The following is a 13364-nucleotide window of genomic DNA, read 5'->3' as shown; positions in this document are numbered from 1 at the left end:
GGTCAGGACAGCGCGGCGCGCAGCGGGCAGCAGCCGCGGGTCCGGACCGAGCACCGCCGCGAGTTCGACGCGCACGCCCGTACGCGTGGAGCCCTCGGCGAGAGCGGCGGGTACGTCGACCCGCCCGTGGTAGGCGTGCCCCAGCAGCAACGGCACCGCGACAACCGAACCCCCGAGGGAGGCCAGGGCCTCGGTGACGCGGGGTCCGTCGTGGTCGAGGTAGCCGACACGGACCTCGAGGTCCGGCCGGGCGGCCCGAGTCGCACACGCGATCTGCTCGATCGTCGCGGCGTGCCGGGGATCCCGGCTTCCGTGGGCGACGAGCAGCAGTGACTGCGACCAGGGCGTCATGGGGCTCCTGTCAGACGAGACCCCGCGCAGACAGCACGGCCCACACGGCGTCGACGGATTCGTCGAGCGTGCGGCCTGCGGTGTCCAGGCGGAGGTCGGCGTTGGTGGGGTCCTCGTACGGGTCGTCGACGCCGGTCAGACCGGACATCAGCCCGGCCTTCTGTTTGGCGTAGAGGCCCTTGACGTCGCGTTCGGCGCACACCTCGACGGAGGTGGCGACGTGGATGAGCACGAACGGCGTGCCGGCCTTCTCGTGCCGCTCGCGCACCGAGTCACGGGCCTCGGCGTAGGGCGCGATCACCGGCACCAGGGCGAGCACGCCGTTGCGGGCGACCACCTCGGCCACGTAGCCGATCCGGCGCACGTTGGTGATCCGGTCCTCACGGGAGAAGCCGAGGTCGGCGGTGAGCACCTGGCGCACCTCGTCGCCGTCCAGGATGTCGACCCGGTGCCCGGCCTCGCGCAGGCGCACGATCAGCGCCTCGGAGATCGTGGACTTGCCCGCCCCGGAGAGGCCGGTCAGCCAGATGGTCGCGCCCGCAGTGGCCACGGTGCCCAGGTGTGCAGCGCTCATGTGTGCAGCCCGCATTCCGTCTTGGAGGACCCGGACCAGCGTCCGGCACGGGAATCCTCCCCTGCGGTCACCCGGCGGGTGCAGGGACGGCAGCCGATGGAGTCGTAACCGTCCATCAGCAACGGGTTGAGCAAGATGCCGTGGCGCGCCACGTAGGCGTCCACGTCCCCGTCGCTCCAGCGCGCGATCGGGCAGACCTTTACCTTGCCGCGGTCCGCGTCCCAGGACACCACCGGCGTCCCGGCGCGCGATGGGGTCTCGTCCCGGCGCAGCCCGGTGATCCAGGCGTCGTAGTCGCGCATCGCGTTGTTCAGCGGCGCGACCTTGCGCAGCGCGCAGCACCGGTCCGAGTCCCGGGACCACAGGTCCTTGCCGAAGGCGAGGTCCTGTGCGGCGACGCTCATGGTGGGAGCGAGGTCGATGACGTTGACGTCGTAGACCGAGGCCACTGCGTCGCGGGTGCCGATGGTCTCGGCGAAGTGGTAGCCGGTGTTGAGGAACAGCACGTCCACGCCCGGCCGCACGGTGGAGACCAGGTGCGCGACCACCGCGTCCGCCATCGAGGAGGTGACGGCCAGGCGGTCCCCGAAGGTGCCCACCGCCCACCTCACGATGGCGGCGGCGGCGGCGTCTTCGAGTTCCAGCCCGGCCTTGGTGGCCAGGCGCTCGGTCTCCTCGGGCGTGCGGTTCTCACGTCGACGGGCCCGCGGATCCGGCGAGGTCTCGAAGTGCATGACGGGGGCAACGCTCACGAGGTCACCTCCAATCCCGATCCGGTGGTCAAGCCCAGGAACTTCAACGCGAACGCGCGGCGGCAACTCGTGCACATCCACTGCCCGTGCGTCTCGAGGGGACGGAGGTCCTCCTCGGCGCAATAGGGGCAGTGGAACGGAACGACTCGCTCATGGCTCAGGTTCCCGACTACGAGAGATCGGCTTCGTCGGCGCGCACGACCCACTGGGCGAACCGCTCGCCCTCGGAGCGCTGCGCGAGGTAGCGGTGCAGCACCCGCTCGACGTAGTCGTCGAGGCCGGCCGAGGTGACCTTGAGCCCGCGCAGCTTGCGCCCGAAGCCGGCCTGCACGCCGAGGCTTCCGCCCAGATGCACCTGGAAGCCCTCGACCGGGTCGCCGTCCGGGCCGGGCACGAGCATGCCCTTGAGGCCGATGTCCGCGACCTGCGAACGGGCGCACGAGTTCGGGCAGCCGTTCATGTTGATCGTCAGCGGGGCGTCGAACTCCGGCAGGCGGCGCTCCATCTCCCGGACCAGAGCGCCGGCGCGGGCCTTGGTCTCGACGATCGCCATCTTGCAGTACTCGATGCCGGTGCAGGCCATCGTCTGACGACGGAACGGGGTCGGGCGCACCTGCAGGTCAAGGCTCGCCAACGACTCGACGAGGTGCTCGACCTTGTCCTCGGGAACGTCGAGGATGAGCATCTTCTGCTCCGCCGTCAGACGGACCCGGCCGGTGCCGTGCTCGTCGGCCAGGTCGGCGATCTTCGACAGCAGCATGCCGTTGACCCGCCCGACCATCGGGGCGAAGCCGACGTAGAAGTTGCCGTCCTTCTGCCGTTGCACACCGAGGTGGTCGCGGTTGGCCGCGGTGGGTTCGGCCGGGGCGGGACCGTCGATCAGGGGGCGGTGCAGGTACTCGGTCTCCAGCACCTCGCGGAAGCGCTCGATACCCCAGTCGGCGACCAGAAACTTCAGCCGCGCGCGGTTGCGCAGACGGCGGTAGCCGTAGTCGCGGAACGTACCGACGACGGCGGCCCACACATCAGGCACCTCGTCCAGCGGAACCCAGACGCCGAGGCGCTGGGCGAGCATCGGATTGGTCGAGAGGCCACCGCCGACCCAGACGTCGAAGCCCGGACCGTGCTCGGGATGCACGACCCCGACGAAGGACAGGTCGTTGATCTCGTGCGCGACGTCCATCGAGGGCGAGCCGGAGACCGCGGACTTGAACTTGCGCGGCAGGTTCGCGAACTCCGGGGCGCCGACGTAGCGGCGCACGATCTCCTCGATGGCCGGAGTCCCGTCGATGATCTCGTCGGCGGCGATGCCGGCCACGGGGGAGCCGAGCACGACGCGCGGGCAGTCACCGCAGGCCTCGAGCGAGGTCAGCCCGACCGCCTCGATGCGCTCCCAGATCGCCGGGACGTCCTCGATGCGGACCCAGTGCAGCTGGATGTTCTGCCGGTCGGTGATGTCGGCGGTGTCCCGGCCATAGACGGTGGACACCTCGGCGATGGCGCGCAGCTGCTCGGGGGAGAGCTGCCCACCGTCGGAGCGGATGCGCATCATGAAGTACTTGTCGTCGAGCTCGTTCGGATCCAGGATCGCGGTCTGCCCGCCACTGATGCCGGGCTTGCGCTGGGTGTAGATCCCCATCCAGCGGAAGCGGCCGCGCAGGTCGGCGCTGTCGATCGAGTCGAACCCGGTGTACTGGTACCGGTTGATGATCCGGTGCCGGACGTTGAGCGGGTTGTCGTCCTTCTTCATCTGCTCGTTGGCGTTGAGCGGCTCCAGGTGGCCCGCGGCCCACTGGCCCTGCCCCTTGTGCCGAGAGGTCTTGGTGCCGGCGGTGCTGTTGGGGGTGCGCAGGGCCGGCGCGGTGGGAGCGATCGTCATCGGAGCGAGGTCCTTCGGCTGATGCGCGAGCGCATCGCCGGCACGGATCCCGAGCGCGCCGAAATCGGCGACTACGTGGGATCGAGACCGGGTGCGCCCCGCGAAGACGTGCGGGAGGGCGAGTAGGTCAGCCGGCCGGACAGGACATCGTGCAGACGCGGCCGAGGTCGATGTGACGACGCTCGACGAGGGCGATCCGCAGGGTGTTCACGTCCATGAGAGTGCCACGGAAACAGGCGGAAGTACGCCTCGCGTCCAGCATGTGGAAGCGTGCGTCAGCGGTTGTCCGGGCAACTTCAACGCGCTTGTCCGGGCAACTTCAATGTATATCGACTAAGTCCAATTAGGGCAACATCACGGCGAGTCCGGAGACCTGAACGACGCTTGCCACGGGCGCGGATGGCTACCTTAGGGATATGGCCGGTGGCAGCTCCACGACCGGGGGCGGTCCATCGGTGCCGCGCCCGCGGCGGAAGCTTGCGGCCTTGGCCGACCTGCGCAAACTGGCGCGGACGACGTTCTCGATCTGTCTGCGCCACCGGGTCACCGGGCTGGCCGCCGAGATCGGGTTCTTCGCGATCCTCTCGCTGCCGCCGCTCGTCCTGGGTCTGGTCGGCACCCTCGGCTACTTCGCCGACGTGATCGGCCCGGACACCGTCGAGCAGATCCGCGCCAACATCATCGACTTCTCCCGCGACGCCCTGTCCGACCAGGCCGTCAATGACGTCATCATTCCGACGTTGAACGACGTCCTCGACGGTGGCCGCTTCGACATCGTCTCGCTCGGTTTTCTGCTCGCCCTCTGGTCGGGTTCGCGAGCTCTGAACACGATGATCGACACCATCGCGATCATGTACGGCCTCGGCGGGCACCGCGGCATCATCGCCACCCGCGCCCTGTCCTTCTCGCTCTACATCGTCGGCCTGGTGATCGCGATCGTGCTCGCGCCGCCGATCCTGGCCGGCCCGGACCTGGTCTCCGAAGCGATCCCCGACCAGGCGCACTGGGTGATGTTCCTGTACTGGCCGTTGGTCATCGGGCTGACGATGTGTTCGCTGACCACGTTGTACTGGATCGCGGTGCCGGTGCCGAATGCCTGGCGGCGTTGCCTGCCCGGCGCGGGCCTGACTCTGGTCGGCTGGCTGCTCGGCAGTTACGTGGTCCGCAAGGTCATCGACCTCTCCGTCGGGGGGACCTCGATCTACGGCCCGCTGGCGGCCTCGATCGTGGTGCTGATCTGGCTCTACGTGCTGGCCATCTCGGTGCTGATCGGCGCCGCGTTCAACGCCGCGGTGGACCGGCAGTGGCCGCAGCGCACCGACGACCACACCCTGGACGGAATCCCGGTACTGCGGGCGGCCAGGTCCGACCCCGCGCCGGCGCCGAAGCAGCCTGATCCGGTGCTCAGGAAGCCGGAGCCGTCCGCCCCGGCGGCAAACGGAAATTCGAGCGACGAAGTCATGGTGTTGCCCGTACTCTTCGGCGAACAAGCCGCCCCGGTGCACAACGAGCCCGAGGCCCAGGCACCGGAGGAGGTGAAGCGACATGGCCGTCTGTGACCGCGCCCTGAATCGTTCCTTCTCCTACCCAAGGTGCCGCGTTGACTCCCTACGTATCTGACTCCCTCTCTGACTCTGCCTCTGATCCTGACCGGCTGCTCGCCCTGGGCTGGGGCGCCGACCTCGGCGCCGCCTTCGAGCCCTACCGAGCCGAATCGATCGTCCCTGCCCGCGTGACCCGGGTGGACCGTGGCCGACTGCTGGTGATGACCGCCGCCGGCCCGGCGGTCGCCCTGCCGATCCCCGGCCTGTCGTCCGACTCCCGCGATGCCGCGTGCACCGGCGACTGGGTGGTGTTGCGTCGCACGCCCGACGGCCCGTCCTTCGTCGACGCCGTGCTGCCCCGGCGAACCCTGCTGACCCGGGCGGTGGCCGGCGGGGAGTCCCACGCCCAGCCGCTGGCCGCCAACGCCGACGCGATCGCGCTCGTCGAGGGGCTCGATCCGACGCCGAGCCTGAGCCGGATCGAACGTCTGCTGGTGCTGCTCTGGGAGACCGGCGCGACGCCGCTGATCGTGCTCACCAAGGCCGACCTGGTGCCCGACCCGTGGGCGATCGCCGAGGACATCGCGGGTATCGCCGCCGGCGCCGAGGTGCACGTGGTCAGCTCGGCGACCGGCGACGGCTTCGAGGGCTTGGCCCACCACGTCGGCTTCGGGCGCACCCTGGCCCTGCTGGGCCGCTCCGGGGCGGGCAAGTCCTCCCTGACCAACCGGCTCACCGGGGCCGAGCTGGAAGTCCAGAGCATCCGGGGCGACGGGAGGGGACGGCACACCACGGTGCGCCGCGAACTCGTCTCGGTGCCCGGCGGCGGCGCCGTCCTGGACACCCCGGGCCTGCGCTCGGCCGGCCTGTGGTCGGCCGAGGAGGGCGTCGAGCGGGTCTTCGGCGACATCGAAGCGCTGACCTCCGAGTGCCGCTTCACCGACTGTGGGCACGGCTCCGAACCCGGCTGCGCGGTCCAGGCGGCGCTGGCCGAGGGTCGGCTGGAGGATCGGCGCTGGGAGAACTACCGCAAGCTCCAGCGCGAAGCGGAGTGGATGGCCTCCCGCACCGATGCCCGGCTGCGCCAGGAGCGGCTCAAGTCCTGGAAGCAGATGCACATGGACATGCGCCGCAACCCCAAGCCCGGGCGCTGACCCCTCCGGGACGGCTACGGCGACGAATCTCTGTCGCCGGACCGTAAGGCCTGCGCGGCCCGCCCCGGAGTGGGCCCGTGTCAGGCTGGAAAGCCACCAGCAACGAGGGAGCCGGGTTTGTCAGTGCAGGCGAGGGCCACGGGGGCTGTCAGCGGGCTGCTGGCTGCCTTCGCCGGCGTCGGCGCGGCCGAAGGGGTCGCCACCGCGATCTCGGGACCGTCACCCGTCGTCGCGGTCGGCACCTGGGCCATCGACACCTCACCGCCCTGGTTGCGCGAATGGGCGATCCGCAACTTCGGGGTCGACGACAAGCAGGTCCTGGTCACCGGGATGCTGGTGACCATCGCCCTGCTCGGCGCGCTGGCCGGCGCACTCGGGGTCACGCACCGCCGGCTCGCCGTCGGGCTGACGGCCGCGGTCGGGGCCGTCGGCGTGCTCGCCGTGATGACGGCCCGGGGCCTGCACGATCCGGCGCTCGTCCGGATCAGTCCGGCGCTGGTTGCGTTGGTTGTCAGTACCGCCGCACTCGTCCTGCTGCTCCGCGGACTGGCGGCGGCGGCTGACGCGGCGCCGCCCGAGCCAGGCCCCGCCGGGCCCGGGGCACGGGTGACGCCCCGCGAGGCCCCGGCCGAGGTGACACCTGAACTCGAACGACCCGCCGTCATGATCCCGACCCGCCGGCCGATCTCCCTCGCCGCTGATCTCGCAGGTGGCCTCGACCGGCGCGCGTTCCTGCGCACGGCCGGGGTGATCGGCGCCGTCGGCGTGGCCGGGGGAGCGTTCTGGAAGCTCGGCGAGCAGGGCAGCTACGCCACCTCCGGGCTCATCACGCTGCCGCGTCCGGCCAGTCCCGCGGCGGTGGTCGGCAAGGCGGACTTCGGAATCCCCGGGCTGACGTCGTACTTCACCACCAACGACGACTTCTACCGGATCGACACCGCGCTGGTCGTGCCGCGCCTGGACCACAACACCTGGTCGATGAAGATCCACGGCCTGGTCGACCACCCGATCACGCTGCGCTTCGACGACCTGCTCAAAGCCCCGCTGATCGAGCGCGACGTGACGCTGATGTGCGTGTCCAACGAGGTCGGTGGCTACTACAACGGCACGGCCCGCTGGTTGGGCGTGCGGGTGGCCGACGTGCTCGCCTCGGTCGGCATCAAGCCCGGCGCGGACGCCGTGAAATCGACGTCTTCCGACGGCTGGACCTGTGGCACGCCGCTGTCCGCACTGACCGACCCCAGCCGGGACGCGATGTTCGCGATCGGGATGAACGGCCAGCCGCTGCCCTACGACCACGGCTTCCCGGTGCGCATGGTGGTGCCCGGCCTGTACGGGTTCGTGTCCGCGACCAAGTGGATCACCGAGTTCGAGGTGACCCGCTTCGACGAGTTCGAGGCGTACTGGACCTCACGCGGGTGGTCGGCGCAGGCTCCGGTGAAGACCCAGTCCCGCATCGAGGTGCCTCGGCCTTACCGCGACCTGCTGACTGGGCAGACCGAGCTGGCCGGCATGTCCTGGGCGGTGCACCGCGGCGTCAGCAAGGTCGAGGTGCTCATCGACGACGAGCCGTTCGTCGCGCAGCTCGCGCCCTGGGACAACCCGGACACCTGGCGCCAGTGGCGCCTGCCGAACTGGAAGGCGACCAAGGGCGACCACACCATCGCGGTGCGGGCCACCGACATCCTCGGCGAGGTGCAGTCCGCCAGGCGGGCGAGGCCCGACCCGGACGGTGCCAGCGGCTACCACACCGTGGTGCTGCCGGTTACCTGACGAAACGTCAGGTAACTACCGCTTCTCGCAGGCGATCTTGTCGCCGTGCGGATAGACCTGGTTGAGCTCGGTGCAGTTCTTGTACTCCTTGGCCGACGTGCCGACGGTCGCGGCGTGCGCGCCGTCAGTGGTCGCGGCTGCGAGCAACAGTCCGCCCGTCATCAGCACGGTCGCGGTGATGCCGATGACGCCGTTGCGGCGCCATCCCGTCGGCACCATGGGCATGGTCCGGTAATCGCGGTCGTTCTCGAGCATTCGGTCATCCCCCGAAGTAAGCCGGGTGGGCCGGCGCATAAAACATCGGCGCCGACCGTCCCGAACTTGATTCGCCGCCCGGACCCCCCCGGATTGCGGGCAGCGACTGGAACCGGTCCCCCCGGACCCGGTGAAGGCGTGCGTCGTGAGGCCCTACGGCGTCTGGGTTCCTCCGAGCCCTTGGCCGTTCGTCTGCCCCTGACCCGTGCCCTGCGGTGCTTTGGGTTCGGTGTCGCGACCGATCAGGGCCATGCCGGCCAGCAACCCGGTCCCTGCAGCCACCGCGACCGCTGTGGCGATCGCCCGGCGCGCGGGCCCCCTCCGGTTGGCCGTCGCCGTGATGTCGAGCGGCCCTGTGCTGGTCGGCGTGATGTCCATCGGGACACCGGGATGGTTGACCCACCCGCGGTAGTCCTCGATCCGGACCTCGTGCTGAGCGAATGCTGTGCTGGTGCTGGTGCTGGTGCTGCTGCTGGCGCTCGTCCCCGTCGTCATCGCATCCCCCCGGATGTCGGCACTTCGGTTCCTGCAGAGCTAGGTCTACCGACCCGACCTGGCACCTAACCCAATGGAGACCCCCGTCCGGGTAACCAAATTCGGGACAGTCGGGGTATCCCCGGCGCGATCGCGGCCTTCGCCCGCGAGCGGTGTCCCTTATCGCCGCTTCGCCCGATTTCCGAGATACCCAAAGGGCCGAAACACCGGACGCCGCCTCCCGTTGCGCGGTTCAGTGGTGGTGATCGTTCTGTCTGATAAGCCATGGGGGGGACATGAACCGGATCTACGACAGTCGGCTCTACGCCGAGATGACCGACAACCTCAGCCGGGCGATTCTTGCCGCGGTGCTGGGCGTCGCCCTTCTGATCGCCGGGATCGCCGTCTTCGCGATGTGAGCCCGGCCGTCCGGCGTTCACCCGCCGGACACCGGACCCAGTCGGTGACGCGGACATCACCACCGGATGACCACACCCACGCCCGCAACCGGGCGTTGGGTGCAAGGCGAGCTTCCGCCCGATGTCCAAGGCCGGTTCACGCAGATCGGCGTCGAGTGCATCGCGATGGCCACGTAGCGCTCCGCAACGGCCCGGATAGCCTGGGCGTCGAGGGTCGAGCGGTTCCGTTGAGAGGCCGACCTGCCGTGACCGCCGATCCGTCGCGAGCGCCCGAGCGTCCGCCCGCCTGGTGGGTCGCCACCGATCAGGGCATCGCCCTTGATGGCCCTTACGACGACTGGCCGGTGGCGCTGGTGGGGCACGCACGGACTATCGCGCGACTGCGTGAATCGCTCGAGCGCGACCGACGCCCGGAACTCTTCATCATCGAGCGGTGTGTGGCGGTGGCGCCGCGCTGGGGCGTGCTGACGGGAGCGTGGCAGCACTTTCGCCCATCGCCCTGAGCTACCGGTTGGCGAGGCGCGCTCACCGGACGCGGGATGGGATGCGCGACCTTCCGCCGTAGGCTGACACGAGAATTCAATCTGACGCTTACTCCTATCAGCGATTTCGATCGACGACACCACCCGTTGGACCCTCGTCAGCGGGTTAGGCGATCAGCTCACCCGTTGACGCCCGTCCCTCGGATTGCCCGGGCCGGCCGGTTGTGAGGCCCTGGACTGGCTCGCGCCGGCACTCGCGACGCGCTCACCGCCGTCGGAGGCCGGTCGTCCGTACCAGTCCACGCACAACACGGTTGCGTCGTCCTGAAGATCGCCGCCGGTAGCTTCCAGGACCGCGCGGGCCAAGCTGTGCACGACCTCGCGGGGATGCGACCCGGCCGACTCTCCGAGTGCTGTGGAGACATCGAGCGTGCTGGCATTGCGCTCGAGCACCCCATCGGTGAGCAGAACCAGACGGTCACCCGCACGCAACTGGATCATCTGCTCCCGGTACGTGGCCTCCGCAAGTATCCCGAACGGCAGGTCGGCCTCCAGCTCGACTTCTGTTGCCACGCCGTCCCGAACCAGCCGTGGAGCCGGATGCCCCGCGTTCACCACGGTCAGGAGGCCCGTGCGGAGGTTGAGCTGACACAGCACAGCCGAGACGAATCCCTCTTCACCGCCGTGGTCGAAGACGGCGGCGTTGGCGCGAAGAGCCTGGTCGGCAACACCCACCCGGGATCGGCGGCTGTTCCGAAGACTGCCGACCGCGAGGGTCGCCAGTTGGGCGGCGGCCACCGCATGTCCCATGGCATCGCTCATCGAGATGTGAAGGATCTCCCGTTCCACGCAGTAGTCGAACGTGTCACCGGCGACCTGACTGGCCGGCTCCAGCCAGCCCGAGACCGTGAATTCGGCGGCCTCGCAGGTAAATGCGTCGGGAAGCAACCGCCGCTGGATCTCCGCGGCCAGCGAGAACGGGACGTGGCGTTGTCCGCGTTCGAAGATGTCGGTGTGCCGACGGTTGGCGATGATCACGTAGGCCAAGGCATGGGCCGCGGCGGCGACGGAGGCGATGGTGGCCTCGTCGGGCCGGGACGGCAGAGACAGTTCGAGCACCCCGATGGCATCGCCGCGATCTGTCACGGGCGCGTACAAACGGGTTGAGCTCTCACGGTGCTCGGCGCACACCTGCTGGGAGCGCAGCGCCTTTTCGTAGGGCCCCGCAAGTGCGACGACCACCAACTCGTCGCGCTCGCTCTCGTCGGCGGCGTTCCCCTGGGTCGACGTGCCGGACACGAATCGGATGAGGACCTCACCGCTGAGGTCCGCGATGAGAAAGGTGACGTCGTCCGCCGCGACCATCGTCGCCAGTTCTCTGGCGAGCACCTCCACGGCGTCGAGCGGTGACGCGGCCTCAACGGCGTTCAGCAACGAACGCAGGTCGGGCAGAACGGTGGCGGGCAGGTCGCGGGAGACCACCGCCTGCGCGATCTCGGACAGGGGCTGGTTGTGGTCGCGGGAGTAGCGGCGCAGCACCTCGAAGGCGTCCTCCATCGCGAGACCGCCGAGCTGGGCCAGGACACCTTTGGCCTGTTCCACCGCGACCCGGCTGTCCAGGGCGTGCTGCAGTTGGGTGGCGAGCACGGTCTTGTCCGCGTTGGCCTTCCCGGTCACCAAAGCGACACTGGCGACATGGGCGAGGGCATGGGCCAAGGCCAGGTCCTCGGCGTTGAGGGTCCCCACCGTGGTCCCGAACAGGCCCAGGGCGCCGAGCGTCATGTCCTGCACGCGCATCGGAATCGCGTGCACCGACACGATCCCCGCGGCCCGCGCGGCCGCCACGAACGCCGGCCACCGCGCGCTCTGCAGGCTCAGGTCGGACACGTTGACCGCGGCGCCACTGCGGTAGCAGTCCAGGCAGGGACCTTCCTGGCGTTGCAGCGCGAACAACTCCAGGACCCGGGTAGCCTCGCTGGAGGCCGCCGCCACCTGCAACACCCCCCTGGCATCAGCGAGCAGCAGCCCCGCGGACGCGATATCCAGCATCCGGGCGCAATCGCTGGTCAACCCGCTGTAGATGTCCGACAGGTCATCGCCGTCCACCAGGCTGTTCGCGAGCGGCACGACCGACCCGGTGACGGTGCGCTCCCGCCCAGCGCCGCTTGCCGGGGCGACCGCCCGATCCCCGGGGCCCTCCAGCGGGGTTCGGTGTCCGCCCGATTCGATGCTGTCCACCATCGCACGGGGCCCTCTTAGTCCTCTGGATGACGTGCCGTCGCCAGGGTCCGGGCCGACCTTCCACCCCAAGGCTTAGCACGCGAACCGGGCCGAGTCCACAGGGGGTCAGAACAACGACGTGTCGAAGTGGTCACACTAAGGAAGCCCCACGTCGCGGTCAGGCGAGCCGGGCTGTCCTCGGCCAGTCCGCACGGTGCACGTCGCCCTTGCCGGCGTTGGACTTGTCGTCCTCGCCGTCCATGGGGCCTGGGGCCAAGGGTCACGAGGTGCAGGCCGAGCGGCGCACCCGTGAAGGTGGCGACCTGCGCCCTCCGCGATCCTTAACATGCTTACGACGATCCCATGAATGTCCTTATGCGCGTCCGCGCATCAGCATGACGACGACGACGATGACGAGAATCAACAAGACGGTTCCCACTCCGATGTACATGGTTGCTCCTTCCTCTTTTGCGACTGGATCATCGCCCCCTGGCCGTCCCGGCAATCTCGAGGAGATGGACAACTCGAAGCACGCGAGAACCCGGACCTCGAGCCCCGAGGGCGGCATCGGCATGTTCGCTGGATGCCGACGCGACGAGATCGGATCTGAGGCACCTGGATTGCGGTGGCTCGAGGAGCTCCATCGGCTGCTTCCCTGGACGGGTACACGTCAGCGCTGATGCGCTACCAGGGTTCGGAGCAACGCGCCCGGATGCTGCCGTCGTGAGCGGCAAAGTCCGACACGGTATGGGGACAACCCCGTGTCAGAACCGAGTCTACACCCGCGTGATCCAACGGCGCTCCATCTTGGCTGGATGCTGTCGAACCCGCACTGGTGGTACCCACCGCAGGCCCTTGACTCTGACGGCAAGTCAGGAACTGCATCGCGGGCCGCGGCAACCACTGGCACCGCCCTCAAGAGGATGCCGATCATGGAGACCATGGCGAAGAAGAACCGGGAGCGCCCAGACCCGGCGACCTAGGTGCTCGGCGAAGGTGCTCCCGCCAGGTGCGGGCCGGCGCGCTCGCTGTCGACGGGCGCGGGCCAGCCTGGGGCCACCACTCCCAGCGTCGCGTTCGACTGCGCGCCACGCGGCGTTCACGCGCGGGGCGAGGTGGCCGGTGGAGCGTCGCGGGACGATCCGGTCTGTGAAGCCGAGCGGGCGCCGTTGGCGGTGGCGGGACGTGCTCCTCGCCGCGATCTTCGTCGTCTTGGCGGTCCTGGCGATCGTGCTCGGGTGGAACGTAGGCGACGCGCCCGAGGGGAACTAGTGGTCTGTCTGTGAATTAGCGCGGTATGATTGATCATGCCGATCAAGACAGCACCGGCGTTGCCGGTCAGTAGTGAGCAGCGCGCGGGGTTGGCCCGGATGGCGCGGTCCTCGACGCTGCCCCATCGGGCGGTGATCCAGGCCAGGGGTCTTCTGCTGGCCGCGGATGGTGTGGCCAATCAGGAGATCGCGCGCCGGTGCGAGGTGGACTCGGAC

General features: G+C 69.4%; 14 protein-coding genes and 1 pseudogene. 7 read left to right on the top strand and 8 right to left on the bottom strand.

Annotated features, from left to right (window positions below; genetic code table 11):
- From H0X00_RS14095 to H0X00_RS14080, 5 genes are all read right to left on the bottom strand, one after another.
- Positions 1-351: CbiX/SirB N-terminal domain-containing protein (locus H0X00_RS14095; RefSeq protein WP_293772079.1), on the bottom strand; the 351-nt coding region annotated here is incomplete at its 3' end.
- Between the two features lie 10 nt (positions 352-361).
- A complete protein-coding gene (cysC, locus tag H0X00_RS14090) occupies positions 362-925 on the bottom strand; it encodes an adenylyl-sulfate kinase (RefSeq protein WP_293772076.1) in 564 nt (187 codons plus the stop codon).
- A complete protein-coding gene (locus tag H0X00_RS14085) occupies positions 922-1659 on the bottom strand; it encodes a phosphoadenylyl-sulfate reductase (protein ID WP_367186626.1) in 738 nt (245 codons plus the stop codon). The genes cysC and H0X00_RS14085 overlap by 4 nt, the downstream gene beginning before the upstream one ends.
- Positions 1660-1673: 14 nt before the next feature.
- Complete coding sequence (locus tag H0X00_RS23880) at positions 1674-1838, bottom strand: Insertion element protein (RefSeq protein WP_367186623.1); 165 nt, start codon at positions 1836-1838, stop codon at positions 1674-1676.
- 8 nt (positions 1839-1846) lie between these two features.
- Positions 1847-3556, bottom strand: coding sequence for a nitrite/sulfite reductase (locus H0X00_RS14080; RefSeq protein WP_293772071.1), 1710 nt, complete (start codon positions 3554-3556; stop codon positions 1847-1849).
- A gap of 485 nt (positions 3557-4041) precedes the next feature.
- On the opposite strand from H0X00_RS14080, the gene H0X00_RS14075 reads away from it, so the two are divergent.
- The 3 genes from H0X00_RS14075 (at position 4042) to H0X00_RS14065 (ending at position 8027) form a co-directional block, all read left to right on the top strand.
- Entirely contained in the window at positions 4042-5115 is a 1074-nt protein-coding gene (locus H0X00_RS14075; protein ID WP_293772069.1) for a YihY/virulence factor BrkB family protein, read from the top strand.
- A 41-nt stretch (positions 5116-5156) separates the two neighbouring features.
- Positions 5157-6254 (top strand): ribosome small subunit-dependent GTPase A, encoded by a 1098-nt coding sequence (gene rsgA / locus H0X00_RS14070; protein WP_293772066.1) that lies wholly within the window; start codon positions 5157-5159, stop codon positions 6252-6254.
- 123 nt (positions 6255-6377) lie between these two features.
- Positions 6378-8027, top strand: a complete 1650-nt coding sequence (locus tag H0X00_RS14065; protein WP_293772081.1) for a molybdopterin-dependent oxidoreductase — start codon at positions 6378-6380, stop codon at positions 8025-8027.
- Positions 8028-8042: 15 nt separating this feature from the next.
- Here H0X00_RS14065 and H0X00_RS14060 read toward each other — a convergent pair whose 3' ends face one another.
- Positions 8043-8282: a hypothetical protein gene (locus H0X00_RS14060; protein ID WP_293772064.1), complete on the bottom strand. Its 240-nt coding sequence runs from the start codon at positions 8280-8282 to the stop codon at positions 8043-8045.
- Between the two features lie 153 nt (positions 8283-8435).
- A complete protein-coding gene (locus H0X00_RS14055; protein WP_293772062.1) occupies positions 8436-8777 on the bottom strand; it encodes a hypothetical protein in 342 nt (113 codons plus the stop codon).
- A gap of 275 nt (positions 8778-9052) precedes the next feature.
- Between H0X00_RS14055 and H0X00_RS14050 the strand changes: the two genes are divergently transcribed.
- Both H0X00_RS14050 and H0X00_RS14045 read left to right on the top strand, forming a co-directional pair.
- Entirely contained in the window at positions 9053-9175 is a 123-nt protein-coding gene (locus H0X00_RS14050) for a hypothetical protein (RefSeq protein WP_293772059.1), read from the top strand.
- 245 nt (positions 9176-9420) lie between these two features.
- Positions 9421-9678, top strand: a complete 258-nt coding sequence (locus H0X00_RS14045; protein ID WP_293772057.1) for a hypothetical protein — start codon at positions 9421-9423, stop codon at positions 9676-9678.
- A 153-nt stretch (positions 9679-9831) separates the two neighbouring features.
- On the opposite strand, the gene H0X00_RS14040 is transcribed toward H0X00_RS14045, so the two are convergent.
- Positions 9832-11898 (bottom strand): SpoIIE family protein phosphatase, encoded by a 2067-nt coding sequence (locus tag H0X00_RS14040; protein WP_293772055.1) that lies wholly within the window; start codon positions 11896-11898, stop codon positions 9832-9834.
- A 1128-nt stretch (positions 11899-13026) separates the two neighbouring features.
- Between H0X00_RS14040 and H0X00_RS14035 the strand changes: the two genes are divergently transcribed.
- Both H0X00_RS14035 and H0X00_RS14030 read left to right on the top strand, forming a co-directional pair.
- On the top strand, positions 13027-13149 hold the full coding sequence (locus H0X00_RS14035) for a hypothetical protein (protein ID WP_293772052.1): 123 nt from the start codon (positions 13027-13029) through the stop codon (positions 13147-13149).
- Positions 13150-13184: 35 nt separating this feature from the next.
- Positions 13185-13364 (top strand): annotated as a pseudogene (locus H0X00_RS14030) (IS630 family transposase); the annotation flags it as partial.

Source organism: Sporichthya sp. (assembly GCF_013815995.1).
Classification (GTDB): Bacteria; Actinomycetota; Actinomycetes; order Sporichthyales; family Sporichthyaceae; genus Sporichthya.
This window is presented reverse-complemented; position numbering and strand designations above follow the sequence as displayed.